The 17,465-nt window shown below is 33.6% G+C and carries 9 protein-coding genes; 8 read left to right on the top strand and 1 reads right to left on the bottom strand.

The window, feature by feature from the left end; genetic code table 11:
* Positions 1-144 precede the first annotated feature (144 nt).
* A complete protein-coding gene (locus tag OA93_RS19840; RefSeq protein ID WP_039115643.1) occupies positions 145-1,173 on the bottom strand; it encodes a LacI family DNA-binding transcriptional regulator in 1,029 nt (342 codons plus the stop codon).
* Positions 1,174-1,464: 291 nt separating this feature from the next.
* Between OA93_RS19840 and OA93_RS19835 the strand changes: the two genes are divergently transcribed.
* The 8 genes from OA93_RS19835 (at position 1,465) to OA93_RS19800 (ending at position 17,455) form a co-directional block, all read left to right on the top strand.
* On the top strand, positions 1,465-2,898 hold the full coding sequence (locus OA93_RS19835; RefSeq protein WP_039115642.1) for a glycoside hydrolase family 28 protein: 1,434 nt from the start codon (positions 1,465-1,467) through the stop codon (positions 2,896-2,898).
* Positions 2,899-3,011: 113 nt separating this feature from the next.
* Positions 3,012-6,149: a TonB-dependent receptor gene (locus OA93_RS19830; RefSeq protein ID WP_240474771.1), complete on the top strand. Its 3,138-nt coding sequence runs from the start codon at positions 3,012-3,014 to the stop codon at positions 6,147-6,149.
* An 18-nt stretch (positions 6,150-6,167) separates the two neighbouring features.
* Positions 6,168-7,979 carry a RagB/SusD family nutrient uptake outer membrane protein gene (locus tag OA93_RS19825; RefSeq protein WP_039115638.1) on the top strand — a complete coding sequence of 604 codons (1,812 nt, stop codon included), beginning with the start codon at positions 6,168-6,170 and terminating at the stop codon, positions 7,977-7,979.
* A 36-nt stretch (positions 7,980-8,015) separates the two neighbouring features.
* On the top strand, positions 8,016-9,572 hold the full coding sequence (locus OA93_RS19820) for a DUF4957 domain-containing protein (protein ID WP_039115636.1): 1,557 nt from the start codon (positions 8,016-8,018) through the stop codon (positions 9,570-9,572).
* A 960-nt stretch (positions 9,573-10,532) separates the two neighbouring features.
* On the top strand, positions 10,533-13,706 hold the full coding sequence (locus tag OA93_RS19815) for a SusC/RagA family TonB-linked outer membrane protein (protein WP_039115634.1): 3,174 nt from the start codon (positions 10,533-10,535) through the stop codon (positions 13,704-13,706).
* Between the two features lie 11 nt (positions 13,707-13,717).
* Positions 13,718-15,421: a RagB/SusD family nutrient uptake outer membrane protein gene (locus OA93_RS19810; RefSeq protein WP_039115632.1), complete on the top strand. Its 1,704-nt coding sequence runs from the start codon at positions 13,718-13,720 to the stop codon at positions 15,419-15,421.
* 118 nt (positions 15,422-15,539) lie between these two features.
* Positions 15,540-16,475, top strand: a complete 936-nt coding sequence (locus OA93_RS19805) for an alpha/beta hydrolase (protein ID WP_039115629.1) — start codon at positions 15,540-15,542, stop codon at positions 16,473-16,475.
* 11 nt (positions 16,476-16,486) lie between these two features.
* Positions 16,487-17,455, top strand: coding sequence for a DUF4861 family protein (locus OA93_RS19800; RefSeq protein WP_039115627.1), 969 nt, complete (start codon positions 16,487-16,489; stop codon positions 17,453-17,455).
* The last annotated feature ends 10 nt before the right edge of the window (positions 17,456-17,465 follow it).

The following is a 17,465-nucleotide window of genomic DNA, read 5'->3' as shown; positions in this document are numbered from 1 at the left end:
AAAATATCTAAATGGTAAAAATGGTTTAAAATATAAAAGTTAACCATATAAGTTATATAAGTTCATTTAAGCGAAACGCTTATAAAACTTAATTTTTCTTAATACCTTAATGGTAAAAAAACTTAAATGTGATGTTTAAAAATATTAATGGGTAGTTCTTGCAGATGATTTACGGATGTGTAATTCAGGCTTCAGGACTACCTTTTTTTCTATCATGATTTTATCTGTTTTCTCCATTTGTTCCAAGAAAACACGAGCTGCCATTTTACCCATTTCTAGTGGAGACTGATCTACTGAAGTTATAGAAAGTTCCATGAATTTAGTAAAAGGTTCGTTACTAAAACCAGCAACACAAAAATCGGCTGGAATATTAATATCTCTGGCTCTCAATTCCTGAATTGCTCCCAAAGCTGCAAAGTCACTCGAAGAAAATATAGCGTCTGGTGGCGTATCGTATTGCATTAAAATATCTAATGCTTCTTTTCCTGCATCAACACTACTCTTGGATTGGATAACATATTTTTCGTCAAATGTTAATCCAGAATCTAATAAAGCCTGTTTGTAACCAAGAAACCTGTTTTTGAAAATTTCCAGCGACTGATCTCCAGAAAAATGTGCAATAGATTTACATCCCTGATTAATAAGATGTTTGGTAGTTTCGTATCCACCTTTAAAGTCATCGATTGTTACAGAACTTACTCCGTTGATGTCTTTTTTTCTATCAAAAAATATTAGCGGAACGTCATTGTTAACGATATTCATAAATGCTGTATCGTTTTCATTTGTAACGTCAGTAACCGACATTAAAATCCCATCTACCTGAGCATCAAGTAATGTATGTAAGTTTTCATTTTCTCTTTTTGGATTTTCATGAGTTTGACAAATAATAACATGAAAACCATGAGGGTGTAATTCTTCTTCGATACCTCTAATTACCGAGGCAAAAAAGTTACTATCTATACGAGGAACAATAACACCTACATTATTGCTTCTTCCACTCTGTAGAGCAAGAGCAAGTCTGTTTTGTTTGTAGTTCATCGCAGCAGCTGTTTCTATAACTAACTTGCGCGTACTTTCTTTGATCTTAGGATTATTATTTAATGCTCTAGATACAGTAGCAGCAGTGATATTTAATCTTTCGGCAATATCATAAATAGTTATTTTTTCGCTCATGCAGCAGTAGTCTTTTTATTAGTAAGTTACAAAAATAAGAATTTTTTTAACATTAATGGCTGGTAGTTGTTATCGATTACTTTATTTCTTTAGTAAGGCTTTTAAAAGTGCATTATAGTAATAATTTATTAGTTTTTTTGAACTAAATATAATTTTATTTGTGATTAAAAATTAAATATCTAATTTTTATCTAAATATATTTGGCGCATTCAAAGTAATTATATATTTTCGTGTAATCGATTACATTAAAATATTTAATTGTTGAAAACGAATTCTAAAAACTATACCACAATGCTTATAAATAAACCAATACTTGCGAATACTAAATATATTTATATAGTAATTACAGCTTTATTTTTATCGTGTATTACTTCTTCTAAATTGCAAGCTCAAAAAAATCCATGGAAGGAAATGGAAGAAATAATTAAAAAAATTCCTACTACAAAATTTCCAGATAAAAATTTTAACATAAATGAGTATGGAGCAATATCTGATGGTGTAACAGATAATACGCTAGCGTTTAAAAAAGCTATCGAAGCTTGTGTTGCAAGTGGTGGTGGTAAGGTAGTAGTGCCAAACGGAAAATATTTTACAGGAGCAATACATTTAGACAATAATGTGAATTTGTTTCTGGATGATAATGCAGAGATTTTATTTAGTACAAATTCTAAAGATTATCCTATAGTTCATACCTCTTTTGAGGGAACAGAAATGATGAATTATTCTCCTTTTATATATGCTTACAAAAAAACAAATGTTGCAGTAACCGGAAAAGGAATGCTTAACGGTCAATCTAATACTAAAAACTGGTGGACTTGGGCTGGTAAGGGGTATGGTTGGGAAAAAGGAATGCCAAGTCAGAATGATGCACTTAATCGTCCAGCTTTGGTAGAAATGGGAGAAATAGGAACTCCGGTAGCCGAAAGAGTTTTTGGAGAAGGTCATTATATACGCCCAAACTTCTTAGAGTTCTTCGAGTGTAATACTGTTTTGGTAAAAGATGTAAAAATTATCGATGTGCCTTCATGGGTTATTCATCCTATGAAATCCAGAGATGTAATCGTCGATGGTGTAACTATAATAAGTCATGGACCTAATAATGATGGTTGTGATCCGGAATATTCTCAAAATGTAATTATCAGAAACTGCACTTTTAATACTGGTGATGATTGTATAGCTATAAAATCTGGTAGAGATGGGGATGGAAGAAGAGTTGGGATTCCGAGTAAAAATATCATTGTTCAAAACTGTAAAATGATAGATGGTCATGGAGGAGTTGTAATGGGAAGTGAGATATCTGCTGGTGTAAGCAATGTTTTTGTAGAAAATTGCATCATGGATAGTCCTAATCTAGATAGAGCTATTCGAATCAAAACGAATTCAAAAAGAGGTGGACTTACAGAGAATGTTTATGTAAGGAATATTGAAGTAGGAACCGTTGCCGAAAGTGTTTTGAGAGTTACCATGTTTTATGATATCTATGGTAGCCAAGTAGGTGATTTTATTCCAGCAATACGAAACATTAATCTAGAAAATATTAAAGTGAAAAATGGAGGAAAGTTTGGTATTCTAGCCGATGGATATGAGCAATCGCCTATAGAAAATATCACGTTCACCAATGTTAGAATCGATAAAGTAGAAAAACCATATTCGCTTAAACATGTAAAGAATTTAAAGTTTAATAATACTTATATCAATGGTATTAAAATGAAGAACATAAAATAAACTACCAAAACAAATAAACCTTAACTATTAAAACCAAATTTATGAATAATAACCATTTATTAAAAAAAGGGACAAGAAGTTATTTTGTCTGGGCCTTTTTTCTGATATTTTTCATGAGCAATCAAATTTTTGCTCAGGATGTAACAATAGAAGGTACCGTTAAAGATGCAGCAGGTTTAACTTTACCAGGTGTAAATGTATTAGAAAAAGGATCAAAGAATGGTGTTTCGACCGACTTTGACGGACATTATAAAATCAAACTTACCAATCCGAAAGCGATATTAACTTTTTCGTTTATAGGGTTTAAAACTAAAGAAGTTGCTCTAACAGGAAAAAACAAAATAGATATTGTATTAAATGAAGATGCCAATACATTAAACGAAGTTGTTGTTATTGGATATGGGTCAGTAAAAAAAGGGGATTTAACTGGCGCTGTTTCTACTTTATCGGGTAACGATGTAAGAAAGACACCTATTGCAAACGTAGCCGAAGCTCTAACAGGGCGTATAGCTGGGGTTCAGGTAATATCTTCAGAAGGTTCACCAGATTCTGAGGTTAAAATTAGAATTCGTGGAGGAGGATCTTTAACACAAGATAGCTCTCCATTAATAATAGTAGATGGATTTCCTGTAAATAGTATGAACGATATTTCTCCATCTGATATTGATACTATTACCACCTTAAAAGATGCTGCATCTACAGCTATTTATGGTTCGAGAGGTGCAAATGGGGTTATTATTATTACTACCAAAAGTGGTAAAGATGGTAAAATTGCAGTGAACTTTAATATGTTCTACGGAATGAAAAAGATGGCAAATGAAATTGATGTTCTTGCGCCAGATGATTTTGTAAAGTGGCAATATGAATATGCTTTGCTCGAAAAAGGAAACGCAGATTCGTATGAAAAATATTTTGGATCATGGCAAGATTATGATATTTATAAAGGTTTAAAGGGGGACAACTGGCAAAAACAAATTTATGGACGTACTGGAGAAGTTCAAAGCCGCGATTTAGCCATACGTGGTGGTTCGGATAAAATTAATTTCAATTTTAATTATGCGCATTATGATGAAACTGCTATTATGCAAGGTTCAGATTTTAAAAGAGATAACTTATCGCTTGCGCTAAAAAGTAAAGCGAGTGAAAAAGTTGATCTTACCTTTACGATGCGTTACTCTAATTCAGAAATAAACGGAGGAGGAGCTAATGAACAAAATGAAGTTTCATCAAATGATTCTCGTTTAAAACACGCTGTGGGATATTCGCCATTACCAATGCCAGGTTTAACTACAGATGATACAGATGAGGCAGTATCAGGTTATCTTGTAAATCCTTTTGTGGCTGTAGCCGATAATGACCGTCAGCAGCTTAGAAAAAACTTTAATATGTTGGGTAGTTTTTCATGGAAAATTACTGATAAACTGGTTTTTAAAACAGATTTAGGACTTGATAATTATAGTTATTTAGATTCTCGTTTTTACGGACGTTCTACTTATTATGTGGCCAATAAACCTGCTGCTACACTACAAGGAATGCCTGCACTTATAATGAGTGATCGTACAGAAGTTCGTTTTAGAAACGCAAATACCCTTAATTATGACTTTAAAAAAGCATTGGGTGATAATCATAATTTAAAAATCCTTGTAGGAGAAGAGTCTATTAATTATCAAAGAAATGATGTAAATACTACTTTACAAGGTTTTCCAACGTTTTTTGATTTTGAACAAGCTAAAAAATTGACTTCACAAGGTAAACCTATCTCTGTAGATAATTATTATTTTGCAGATGATAAATTACTTTCGTTTTTTGGACGTCTAAATTACGATTATAAAGATCGTTATCTTTTTACAGCAACATATCGTGCCGATGGTTCTAGTAAGTTTGCCGACGGTAATAAATGGGGATTTTTCCCTGCAGCAGCAGCAGCTTGGAAAATATCTGAAGAAAGTTTCTTAAAAGAGGTTTCCTGGATAAACTCACTTAAAGTAAGATTGAGTTATGGTGAAGCTGGGAATAATAATATCCCAACTGGACAAACAGTAAAAACGTTAGAATCAACGCCATCTTCTTGGATAGATGGTACAGAAAACTATTGGGCTGCACCGACGATCTTGTTTAATCCAGACTTAAAATGGGAGACTACAGTAACGCAGAACTTAGGAATAGATTTTGATTTTTTCAGAAGCCGTGTAAATGGTTCTGTAGAAATGTATAAAAATGTAACTAAAGATCTTTTGATAAATTTCCTTATAGCAGGATCAGGTTATTCGAGCCAATATCGAAACATGGGAGAAACTCAAAATACAGGTTTTGAAGCTACTCTAAATGTTGTGGCATTACAAAAACAAAATTATGGTTTGAATTTTTCTTTTAACGTAGGTATAAATAAAAACCGCATTAACTCTCTTGGAGTTATGAATAGTTTTAATCCTTCAAGCACTTGGAATTCGGCGATAGATGGAGATTATCAGGTAAAAGTGGGTCAGCCAATAGGTATGATGTATGGCTTTAAGAATGATGGTCGTTATGAAGTATCTGATTTTGATTATGATGGAACGAAATATACTTTAAAACCAGGAATTACAAACAGCTCGGGTATTGTTGGTCCTGTGCGACCAGGAAGTATGAAGTTAAAAGATTTAAACGGTGATGGAGTGGTGACTGTAGATGATCGTACAATAATTGGTAATTCTAACCCAAAATATAGTGGAGGTTTTGTAATTAACGGTAACGCTTATGGATTTGACCTTTCAGCTTCTTTTAACTATAGTATTGGTAATGATGTTTATAATGCTAATAAAGTTGAATTTACGACTTCTACGCCAAATGGGCAATATAGAAATTTAAGTACAGATATGGCCGATGGTAACAGATGGACAAATCTTGATCCGGCTTCTGGACAGTTAGTAACAGATCCTACTCAATTAGCAGCTCTTAACGCTAATACAACAATGTGGTCACCATATATGAATCGTTTTGTTTTTAATGATTGGGCAGTCGAAGATGGTTCTTTTTTAAGACTTAATACGCTTACATTAGGATATACATCTCCAAATTCTCTTATTTCAGCATTGGGAGTTTCTAAATTAAGATTTTACCTAACAGCTACTAATGTTTTCCTTCTTACGAATTATTCAGGACCAGATCCTGAGGTTTCTACAAGAAGAAAAACACCGCTAACTCCGGGAGTAGATTACTCTGCATATCCGCGTAGCAGGCAAATGGTTTTTGGTTTAAATCTAGCTTTTTAATTTAACACGTATCAAAAGATGAAACATAAAATAATAATAGCAGGACTAATTTTAGCAAGTCTTTTTAGTGCTTGCCAAGAGTTTTCAGAAGATTATTTGGATGCTCCCGGAAAATCAACATTAGACGAACAGGATATTTTTTCTAATGAGGGATTAACCAAAGGTGCAGTTGATGGTATTAAAGTGGCCTTTGCTGAAACTAATGGACACAGAGGTCGTTTTCTTCCTTTTTACGGATTTAATACAGATACTGAGTGGTATAATGCTTCAGAATCTACTTCTGATGATAAAGCAAGTTTAAGTATTTACGATGCAAAGCCTACTAATAGCCAGATGAATCTGGAGGTAACAGATGGTGGTGGAGGTAATCCTTGGACATCTATGTATACGGGAATCGAGCGAGCTAATATTTGTATCAACGGTATTCGTAAATATGGTGACCCAAAACCAGGAACAGAATTTGGATATTTATTAGGAGAGGCTTTAACATTGCGTGCTGTATTTTACGCAGATTTAGTTAAAGCACATGGCGATGTACCTGCTCGTTTTGAGCCAGTTAATACAGAAACCATTTATTTGCCAAAATCAAGTCGTGATGTAATTTATAAGCAAATTATTCAGGATTTAGGAGAAGCCGCTACATTAGTTCCATGGCCTAATGAAAGTGCTGCTACTGCAAGTGTAGAACGCATTAATAAAGCTTTTGTAAAAGGATTACGTGCTCGTTTAGCATTGGTTGCTAGTGGATTTCAGCAATATCCAGACGGTGTTCATAGAAGTAATGATGTAGAACTTTCGGTAGATAAAATGTATAAATTGGCATTAGATGAATCTCGTTCAGTTATTCAGAGTGGGAAAGCTAATTTGGAAGCTTCATTTGAAACATTCTGGAGAAAATATAACCAGGAAAACATTACGGCAGGAGGGGAATCTCTTTGGGAAATTCCTTTTGCAGATGGTAGAGGAAGAATGTTATACAGTTTTGCTGTAAAACATACAGATGTAGATCAATTTCATGCAAATGGAGCTAACCGTGGAGGTTCGGCAGGACCACTACCTACTATTTTTTATGATTACGATAAAGCAGATAGTCGTAGAGATGTTACCTGTGTACCTTACTTATATGGTAAACCAGTAAATGGAATCGCCAAGCAAGAATTAGGAGCATTAAATAAATGGTATTTTGGTAAATACCGTTACGAATGGATGACTCGTTTTGTGACTTCTACAAATGATGATGGAGTAAATAAAATTTATATGCGTTATGCCGAAGTGCTTTTAATTGCTGCCGAAGCTGCTAATGAATTAGAAGGCCCTGCAGCTGCTGCGCCTTACTTAAAAGAAATACGCAGAAGAGCTTTTGCTGCTGGAGATCAGAGTCAAAAAGTAGATAATTATGTAAATGGTTTAAGTAGTAAAACAGCAATGTTCAATGCTATTGTAGATGAAAATAAATATGAGTTTACTGGAGAAATGGAACGTAAACAAGCACTTATTCGTTGGAATTTACTTAAAGTAAAATTAGACGAAGCCAAGCAAAAAATGTTCGATTTACAAAAACACACAGGAGATTATGCCGATGTACCAACTACTTTGTATTATAAGTACAAAGCTGATAATGTAACTCTTGATATTTATGGATTAAATCGCGGTGAGAATGTAAATCCAGGACCAGATTATACCTCTTTTGCTTGGAGTACACTTACGGATAGTAAGATAAATTCGATTTACAAGATTGGAGTTGATCCAGATACAAGACAGTTTTGGCCAATATGGCAAAAGCTTATTGAAGGAAGCAATGGAAAATTGTTTAACGATTATGGCTATTAATATCTAACTTAAAACTAATTATAAATTATTAAGTTTATGAAAATAAAATATATACTAAAAGGATTAATAGCCACATTATTGTTCATGCTTGCTTTTGCTAGCTGCGAAACTTATAATGAAGGATTACTAGACGGAATAGGAGCAACCAGAGAGTTTTCGCCTATAGGTCTTACTGCAGTAGTTAGAAATCAAACAGCAGTTGATTTAAATTGGACTGTTAATGAAGATGCAGATCATTATGTTGTAGAGTTTAGCGCAGATGATGTAGACTTTAAGACTATTTATAAAACAGTTAACGTTAATCCACAAGAATTGCCGGTTCGTATACAATTAGAAGGAGAAACAACGTATTCAATTCGAATAAAAGCAGTGAGTTCAACAGGATTAGAAGATTCTAAATGGTCTATTACTAAGGCAACCACATCATCAGAGCAAATTTTCTTAGCTAGCCAAGATGGCGACATAGAGTCGAATAAAGTTACCTTGAGATGGACTGCTAATAGTAATGTAACAGAAATAGTTGTTAATCCTGGCGCCATTAAACATGTTGTAACTGCAGAAGAAAAAATAAACGGAATTGCGATAATAACAGGATTAAAAGGAGAAACACCTTATATAGCAGAATTGTTTAATGGCAGCAAAAAAAGAGGTTTACTCGCTTTTACAACAGGAATTGACATAGGAACAGGAATTCTAGTAAAACCAGAAGATGATTTAAGTGCTAAAATTGCCGATGCTGCGCCAGGAGCCGTATTAGTATTGATGCCTGGAGATTATACTGTTTTTAAAGGTACAATCAGTTTGAATAAATCAATCACTATTAGAGGATTATATAGCTATAAGAAGCCATTACTACATGTAAACTTCTCACTTAATAATGGATCTACAATTCTTAATTTGATAGATTTAGATTTAAACGGAGATAAAACTCTTACTGATGCTGTTAAATACAATGAAGCAAATGTAACGTATGGTCCGCTTTTAATAAGTGGATGTAATATTCATGATTTCGGAAAATCATTAATATCTTCAAGTCAAGCCAACACAAGAGTTGGTTCAGCTATAGTAGAGAACACTGTTGTAACAAATGTATTGACTAATAATGGTGATTTTATTGACTTTAGGATTGCTCATTTAGGACAGCTTACATTAAAAAACAGTACGTTTAATAATTGTGCATTAGGACGTGATTTTATCCGTATAGATAATGCCAAAGATTTAACAGGGACAGGTTTAATCACTAATATATTAATTGATGGTTGTACGATATTTAATAATGGAATGACAGCTTCAAATAGAATTTTGTACATACGTTTTGTATCTAATGCAACGACAATTCGTAATACATTGTTTGCGCAAACAGCTGCAATCTTTGCAAATCAAGCTGTTACAGTAGCTCCAACATTTGTAAATAATAATTATTATAATTCGGCTGCACTTTTTACTACAGCTGCAACTCCTATAAAATTTGATAATTCTGGAAATTACACAACATTAGATCCTAAATTCACAAATGCTTTAAATGGTGATTTTACAGTTGGAAATCAGACATTAAAAGAGAATAATGTAGGAGATCCGCGTTGGTTTAAATAGTATTATCTTATAAATTAGTTTAAAAAGAGGTATGCAATTTTTTGCATATCTCTTTTTTTTGTTCATTTTTTAGGCACAGTGTTTAGTTTCAGTATTTAGTGTCAGTTTACAGTAGCAGTTTACAGTAGCAGTCTCAGTATGTAGCTCCTTACAGGTAATCTTTCTCCACAAACTTTCCCCACAAACTTGTCTTCCCGACGCAGGAGGGATCTCCGCAAGTAACTCCATTCCAATTTTTACATTTCATATTTTCAATCACCATAACCGAAGACTTTCACTGCATATTAGCTTATAAATATTGCCAACGGTTTCAACCATTGGAGCACAATACATCATCACAACCTGTATCACAGGGTTGAAACAGTGAGCTATGATTAAAATATTATACAATTTACATTTCACATTTCTCAATCACCACAACTGAAACTGTAAACTAGTACTGCAAGCCGAAACTGAATACTTAAAGCAATCGATTACTTTAATGTAACATTTGAATCTTATTTAAATTATTATAATAACAAATTATCAGTTTTTTTACACTTATTGTAATTTTAATCCTGTATATAAATTAAATACGTAATTTTTATTTAATTTAATTTGGCTCATTCAAACTAATTTTATACTTTCGTGTAATCGATTACATAATTGTTGTTTTTTATTCAGAAAAGGCATTAATAATCGATATAAATGATTGTAAGTAAGTTTATAACGTCACAAATAGTTGCAGTTTTTAATGTGATTATACTGTTGGTTTTTCATACAGAGAAACAAGTTCATGATATTTCGGAATCCAATCCATGGAAAAAGAGGGATTAATCGCAAAAAAAGCAGATTAGGTTTATTTACTAAAGAATATTAAAAGCATAAATTTTATTACTACCCATCTATATAAATGATAAAAAAATAGAATCAATTATGAATTAAAATACTATCAATTAACAAAACCATTAAAACCAAACTATGAACATTAAACCATTATTAAAGAAAAAAATAAAATACAATCTTGTATTTTTATTTTTCCTGAATTTCCTGTTGAGCAACACAATAAGTGCTCAATCAACTGTAATAGAAGGAAAAATTACCGATGCCGCTGGATTATCTCTGCCAGGAGTGAATATTCAAGAAAAAGGAACTAAAAACGGAACTTCCACAGACTTTGAAGGAAGTTTTAAAATAAATGTATCAAACAGCAAAGCTATCCTAGTATTTAGTTATTTAGGTTTCCAGACCCAAGAAATGAGCGTAGCAGGAAAAACAAAAATTAATATAAGCCTTAGCGAAGATACAAATTCTCTAAAAGAGGTAGTTGTGGTAGGATACGGAACAGTTAAGAAAGCTGATCTTACGGGAGCAGTAAACACGTTATCGTCTGCCAAAATCACAGAAAGAAATGTTACCAATCCAATGGAAGCAATTCAGGGTAGTATTGCAGGGGTTCAGGTAACCTCAAACTCAGGAAGAATAGGCGATGGATTTAATGTTATTATAAGAGGAGCAAACTCTATTAATAAAGACGGATCAAAACCGCTGTTTGTTGTAGATGGAGTACCTACAGATAATATCGATTTCTTAAACCCGCAGGACATTGCCAGAATGGATGTACTTAAAGATGCATCATCGGCAGCTATTTATGGTTCAAGAGGAGGAAGTGGAGTTATTATTGTGACTACAAAAAATGGAACAAATGCTAAAGCTGGTGTAACCGTAACTTTTGATACTTCTTACGGAAACAAACAAGCGGTGAGATTGCCTAAATTAATGAGCCCAGAAAAATGGTGGTATTATCATCAATCGGCATTTTTGGCAACTACAATTTCGGCAACCAATCCTACTTATATGGATATAGATCCAACAGAATTAAATGCAGCTGTAGGACAAGGCGGAACTAATGCCGTTTTATTTCAAAGAGTAGCAAATAACCAAAGCTACAATTGGCAAGACACTGTGCTTAAAGGCGGAATGACACAAAATAATTATTTTACAGTTTCGGGTCGTGCCGATAACGGACTATCTTATAACATAGGTTTGGGAGCACAGAAAGAAACTGGAGTTATTGATAATGAGGGAATCGATAAATATACTTTTAAGGCAGGTTTGAATCATAAGATAAATGATAAAATTTCATTTGGAGTAAACTTAACGATGTCTAAAACAGACGAGCAACTTGGCAGTGGAACTGCAATGCAAGAAGCCTTCAGACAAAACCCTTATACATCTCCGTGGGCGATAGATGCATCGGGTAACGAAATAGTTGGTACGTATGCACAACAACCAGGTACTTTAAAGTACCCAAATGGAACCCTTGGAATTAATAAAACAGGATCATACAATCCGCTTTTAGAAATTGCTAATTCTAGCGACGAAATAAGAAGATTTACTACAATAGGTAGTGTATTTGCAGAGTACAAAGCGACAAGCTGGTTATCATTCAAGTCAACTTTTTCAGCAGGAAAAATGGATGCCAGAGAAGGTAGATCATTAGGAGCACAGACCGATTTTGGACTCAAAAACAAGAGCTTAACATCTGGTGATGTAACCAATGTAGACAACTTTAATTATACTTGGGACAATCAGTTCAATATCAATTATACTATAAAAGATGCTCACGTATTTAGCTTTTTAGGACTTCAGAGTTTTTATTCAAATACAACCGAAACTTATTTTTCTTCTTCAAGAGAAAATCCTTTCGAAACCAGTTTTTACAATCTTCCTTCAGGAGCACAAGCAACATATTCATTAACACCATCAGGTAATATTGCTTTAATTCCTTCGGGTGTATTTATTCCGTATTCTAAAAACACATTAGAATCTTATGCAGCTCGTTTAAACTACGCATACAAAGGGCGTTATTTATTGACAGCTTCAGTACGATATGATGGATCATCGGTTTTATCTGAAGAGAATAAATGGACAGCTTTCCCATCTGTAGCTTTAGGTTGGAATGTTCACGAAGAATCGTTCATGAAAAATTTAAAATTTGTTTCAAACTTTAAATTAAGAGGAAGTATCGGTTATACAGGAAATGACAACGTAAGTCCATACTCAAGTTTAAGTGTTTTAAAAGTGCCAACATATTATGATTTTAATGGTACAGTAGCAAATGGATATACATCTTCAAGTTTAGGGAATACAGACTTAACTTGGGAAAAGACAAAAGAGGTAAACTTAGGTTTAGATTTTGGATTTGTACGAAACAGAATCTCAGGTAGCGTAGATGTTTACGATCGTTTATCAAAAGATTTATTATTCCAACAAGCATTACCATTAGAGATTGGAGTTCCTACAATTACTTCAAACGTAGGTTCAGTAAGTAATAGAGGAATCGAGGTTGCCTTGGTAACTAAGAATATCCAAACTAAAAATGTGTCTTGGGAAACCAGTTTTACGTTTACTAAAAACGTGAATAAATTAGAGTCTATTTACGGACAAGACAAAGTAGACGATGTTGGAAACAACTTATTTATAGGAGAAAATATCCATTCGTATTACAACTATGTTTTTGATGGAGTTTGGCAAGAAAGCGAAGCTGCTCAGGCACTTTCTTATGGTCAAAAACCTGGAGAAGCAAAAGTAAAAGATTTAAATAATGATGGTAAAATAGATGCTAATAATGATAGAGCGATTTTAGGAAATTATGATCCAAAATGGTCAGGAAGTTTCTCTACAACATTAAAAGTAAAACAATTTGATTTATCGATGTCATTGATAACAAATCAAGGAATGACAGTATTTAGCGGATTCCACGACAATTTTGCCGATGTTACCGATAGAGGTCGCCAGAAATTAGATTTAGGTGATTGGTATGTTCCTGCAAATGGAGCAGGTTTACCTGCACAATACTCAAACACAAACCCATTACCACGTGGAGCAGGAGTTTATTATGATACTAATAATGTAGCTTTTTACAAAGATGCATCATTTGTTAAAATTCAAAACATTGCTTTAGGGTATAGTTTTAACGATGAATTACTAGATAAATTAAAACTTAAAAGCTTACGCCTTTATGTAAATGTCCTGAATCCGTTTGTATTTACAAATTATGAAGGATACGACCCAGAATGGGCAACTGCGGCACTTGCAGTTAACCGTGTGTCGACAATGACAGTACAAATGGGATTAAGTTTAAAATTTTAAATTAAAGAAAAATGAAAAGAATAATAGTAATTATAGGAATACTGGTAACGACACTAAATTCATGCTCGGATTATATCGAGGAAGATAATCGTTCCTATGGTTCGGCAGAGCAATATTTTATTACTGCTCCCGGTTTTGAATCATTGGTAAACACAAATTATGCAGCACTAAAAGATGTTTACGGTGGAGACCCTTGGTTGTTTGAAGCTGGAACTGATATGTACTCAGAAGGAAGAAATCAAGAACCAGAAGGATTGGCTAAATACCTAACACTTTCATCATCATCGCAAGGAGTAGATCAATTGTATAGAACCTGTTATTCATCTATACAACAAGCGAATAAAGGATTGTATTATTCGGGAATAACCGAAAAAGCAAGTACAGTAGATACAAGAATAGGAGAACTTAAATTTTTAAGAGCAAATGCTTATTTCTTGTTAGTACAAACTTATGGAGGAGTTCCAGTAGTGTTAGATAATATCAATACAGCAGTTACTTCATTTGACAGAAATACAGCAGAACAAGTATATACTCAAATCATAAAAGACCTTAACGAAGCACTTCCGCTAGTAGCAGATGGAGCTTACACAGGAAGAGTAAATAAAAGAGCCGTTCAGAATTTATTGGCCAAAGTTTACCTTACAAGAGGATATGAAACTTTTGGTACAGCAACAGATTTTACAACTGCAGCAGCCTTGGCAGATAAGGTAATTAATGGTCAGGCATTAGCCGTTTCATTTGATAATGTAGTAAAACCAGGAAACGAAATGAATGCCGAAACCATCTTTTCAGTTCAATTCTCAATCGCTTCAAATGCTACGGGAACAACATCATTAGGAAGTTCACAAAACTATTGGTTTAGTTCGTATTTAGGTGCAGCAGCTGCAGGGAATCCTTATCCTAACAGAAGTTACACACTTTGTCCTACAGTTTACGCTTTATCATTATTTGAAAAAGGCGACAAACGTTGGGAAGGAACATTCATGACCGAAATCTATAGCAGATATTACGATTATTATGATGTGGCCGATAAAACAGCCTTAAAAATTGCTCATTTTTACGAGCCAAAATGGTTTACCCAAGCCGATAGAGATGCCTATATAGCAGCACATAAAGACTTAGGAAAAGTAGTTGCACCGGCAACAACGCCTACAGGATACCATATTTGGGGATCTTATTCATCAGCTGCAGCAGCAGGAGGAGATTACAACCTTATTCCAGTTCGTAAATTCGACGATCCAAAAGCACCATATAGTGGCGCAACAAGTGTAAACTTTAACACCACACCATATACAGTGGCAACAAACAGAAGTAGCACACGTGATTTTATCATAGCAAGACTTGGAGAAACGTATTTAATTGCAGCCGAAGCATATTTTAAAGCTGGAGATTCGCCAACAGCTTTAGCACGTTTAAACGAAGTAAGAAAAAGAGCTGGAGGAGGAGTAGCAGGAGTAATACCAGTACTTACAACAATAGATATTAACACAATACTAGACGAAAGAGGAAGAGAATTATTAGGTGAATATCACCGTTGGTTCGACTTAAAACGTACAGGAACACTAGTACAAAGAACTGTTTTATTTAATCCTAAAGTTACAAGTGCTAATGCCTTTAACGGACAAAATGGAAATCTTAAAGTTTTAAGACCAATACCACAAGCAGCATTAGATTTGAACAGAAATAAAGATTTCCCTCAAAATCCCGCATATTAAGAAGAGTTAGTAATTAGTAATTCCATAATTTTTTTAAATTATTAGTTTTTTGAGTTAGTTAAAAAGGAGTTTGATTATATGTCGAACTCCTTTCTTAACTAAAAATTATTTTTTATAGATGATAAGAATATTGCTTTTTTGTTTGCTTTTTTTCAAAGCTATTGCTGTGCAAAGTCAGTATAGCATTGATACATCGTATACTGTAAAAAGTACATATACTAAATTAATTAAGCGATATCCGTCTATAACAATTGCTCAGGCGCAAAAGAATAAAGATATTAATGCCGTATATGATATAGTTTATAATAAAGATAAAAGCAGGCCATTGCATTTGGATGCTTTTATCAATAAAAAACAAGAACTAAATCCAGCCGTAATCATGATACATGGCGGAGGTTGGAAATCAGGAAATAAAAAACAAATGCAGGTTCTAGGACAGGAAATAGCATTAAAAGGATATTCTTGTTTTGCAATAGAATACAGATTATCGCTTGAAGCGAAATATCCACAGGCAATTTACGATGTAAAAAATGCAATTAAGTTTATAAAAGATAATGCTAAAAGATTCCGAGTGGATCCAAACAAAATAGCTATTTTAGGATGTTCTTCGGGAGGTCAAATGGCTGCTTTGATTGGTACAACAAATGGAGATTTAGCTTATGAAGATGCTTTGTTTAAGAGTAAATCATCGGCAGCAGTAAACGCAATTATTGATATAGATGGAATTTTAGCTTTTAAACATCCAGAATCCGAAGAGGGAGAAATGGCAGCTTTGTGGTTAAATGGTTCTTATGAAGAAAATCCTAAGAATTGGAAAAATGCTTCGGCATTAACGCATACCAATAAAAACACACCACCAATACTGTTTATCAATAGCAGTTTGGATAGATTTCATGCAGGAAGAGACGACATGATAGCCATTTTGAAACAAAATAAGATATATAACGAGGTAAAAACGATAGAGAATTCGCCGCATTCATTTTGGTTTTTTAATCCATGGTTTGATGAAACAGTACAACATACAACACAATTTTTAGCTACAATATTTAAATAAATTAGAATAAAATGAAAACAATAATAACAGTATCGGCAGCATTGATTTTAGGATTTACGAGTTGTAAAGCACAAAATAAATACGATATAAAAACAGCCAAAACCTACGCCGAATTATCGGTAAAAACAGATGGAAAATGGGAAGGACGCAAGTATATAGGAGGAACTGTATTTAAAAATGTAGATAAACTAAAATTAGCACCAGAACATACCGACCATTCATTTGATATTCGTTACGAAGGCCCAGGTTGGGAAAGCAACAGAATAGGATATCGTTTGTATTTAGACTGGAGAAATGCCATTGATATTTTCGGAAAAAAAACATCAGAGATGATTCTGCCTCAAGTAGGGCAGGATAATTTTGACTCATATCATGAAATGAGCGATTGGGGAGCAGATATTTTAAAAGCTGGAAAAGGAATCGGAATTGGTTCTATAGATCGTTATTTAGATAATAAGAAACTACATTTTTATGAAGTCGATTCAACATTGGCTTATGTAGAGAATAAGGTAAATGAATCTAAGGTAAAAGTGAATTATTTTGGTTGGAAAACAGCTTCAGATAAAATTGATTTCACATCGGAGTTAATCATTAAGCCAGACCAATTATATACGCAGCATACAATTAAGGCTTCTAAAGAAATCCAAGGAATTTGTACAGGAATTGTAAAACAGAAAAATGCCGAATTGCTTAAAAAAGAAAGCAAAAATAAAAAGTGGGCATACCTTGCAACATACGGAACACAATCATTAGTTCCAGATAAATTAGGAATGGCAATTTTTTATGAAACTAGCACAATCGAAAATGTAGCCGATACAGATTTAGATTATTTATTGGTTTTTAAACCAACCACAAAACCAACGTCGTTCTATTTCTTAGGCGCTTGGGAACAAGAAAAAGACGGTATTAAAAACAAAGAAGAATTTATAAAATACCTAGACGAAAGATTAGAAGTATTGAATAAAAAAGGTAAAATGTAAAATATGATTT

Origin of the sequence: Flavobacterium sp. KMS (assembly GCF_000813005.1) — a bacterium.
Lineage (GTDB): Bacteria > Bacteroidota > Bacteroidia > Flavobacteriales > Flavobacteriaceae > Flavobacterium.
The sequence above is the reverse complement of the archived record's forward strand: the minus strand, read 5'-3'. Positions and strand labels throughout refer to the sequence as shown.

Coding starts and splice junctions, on each gene's coding strand:
- OA93_RS19840 (WP_039115643.1), bottom strand. CDS start 1,173: ATGAGCGAAAAAATAACTATTTATGATATTGCCGAAAGATTAAATATC.
- OA93_RS19835 (WP_039115642.1), top strand. CDS start 1,465: ATGCTTATAAATAAACCAATACTTGCGAATACTAAATATATTTATATA.
- OA93_RS19830 (WP_240474771.1), top strand. CDS start 3,012: ATGAGCAATCAAATTTTTGCTCAGGATGTAACAATAGAAGGTACCGTT.
- OA93_RS19825 (WP_039115638.1), top strand. CDS start 6,168: ATGAAACATAAAATAATAATAGCAGGACTAATTTTAGCAAGTCTTTTT.
- OA93_RS19820 (WP_039115636.1), top strand. CDS start 8,016: ATGAAAATAAAATATATACTAAAAGGATTAATAGCCACATTATTGTTC.
- OA93_RS19815 (WP_039115634.1), top strand. CDS start 10,533: ATGAACATTAAACCATTATTAAAGAAAAAAATAAAATACAATCTTGTA.
- OA93_RS19810 (WP_039115632.1), top strand. CDS start 13,718: ATGAAAAGAATAATAGTAATTATAGGAATACTGGTAACGACACTAAAT.
- OA93_RS19805 (WP_039115629.1), top strand. CDS start 15,540: ATGATAAGAATATTGCTTTTTTGTTTGCTTTTTTTCAAAGCTATTGCT.
- OA93_RS19800 (WP_039115627.1), top strand. CDS start 16,487: ATGAAAACAATAATAACAGTATCGGCAGCATTGATTTTAGGATTTACG.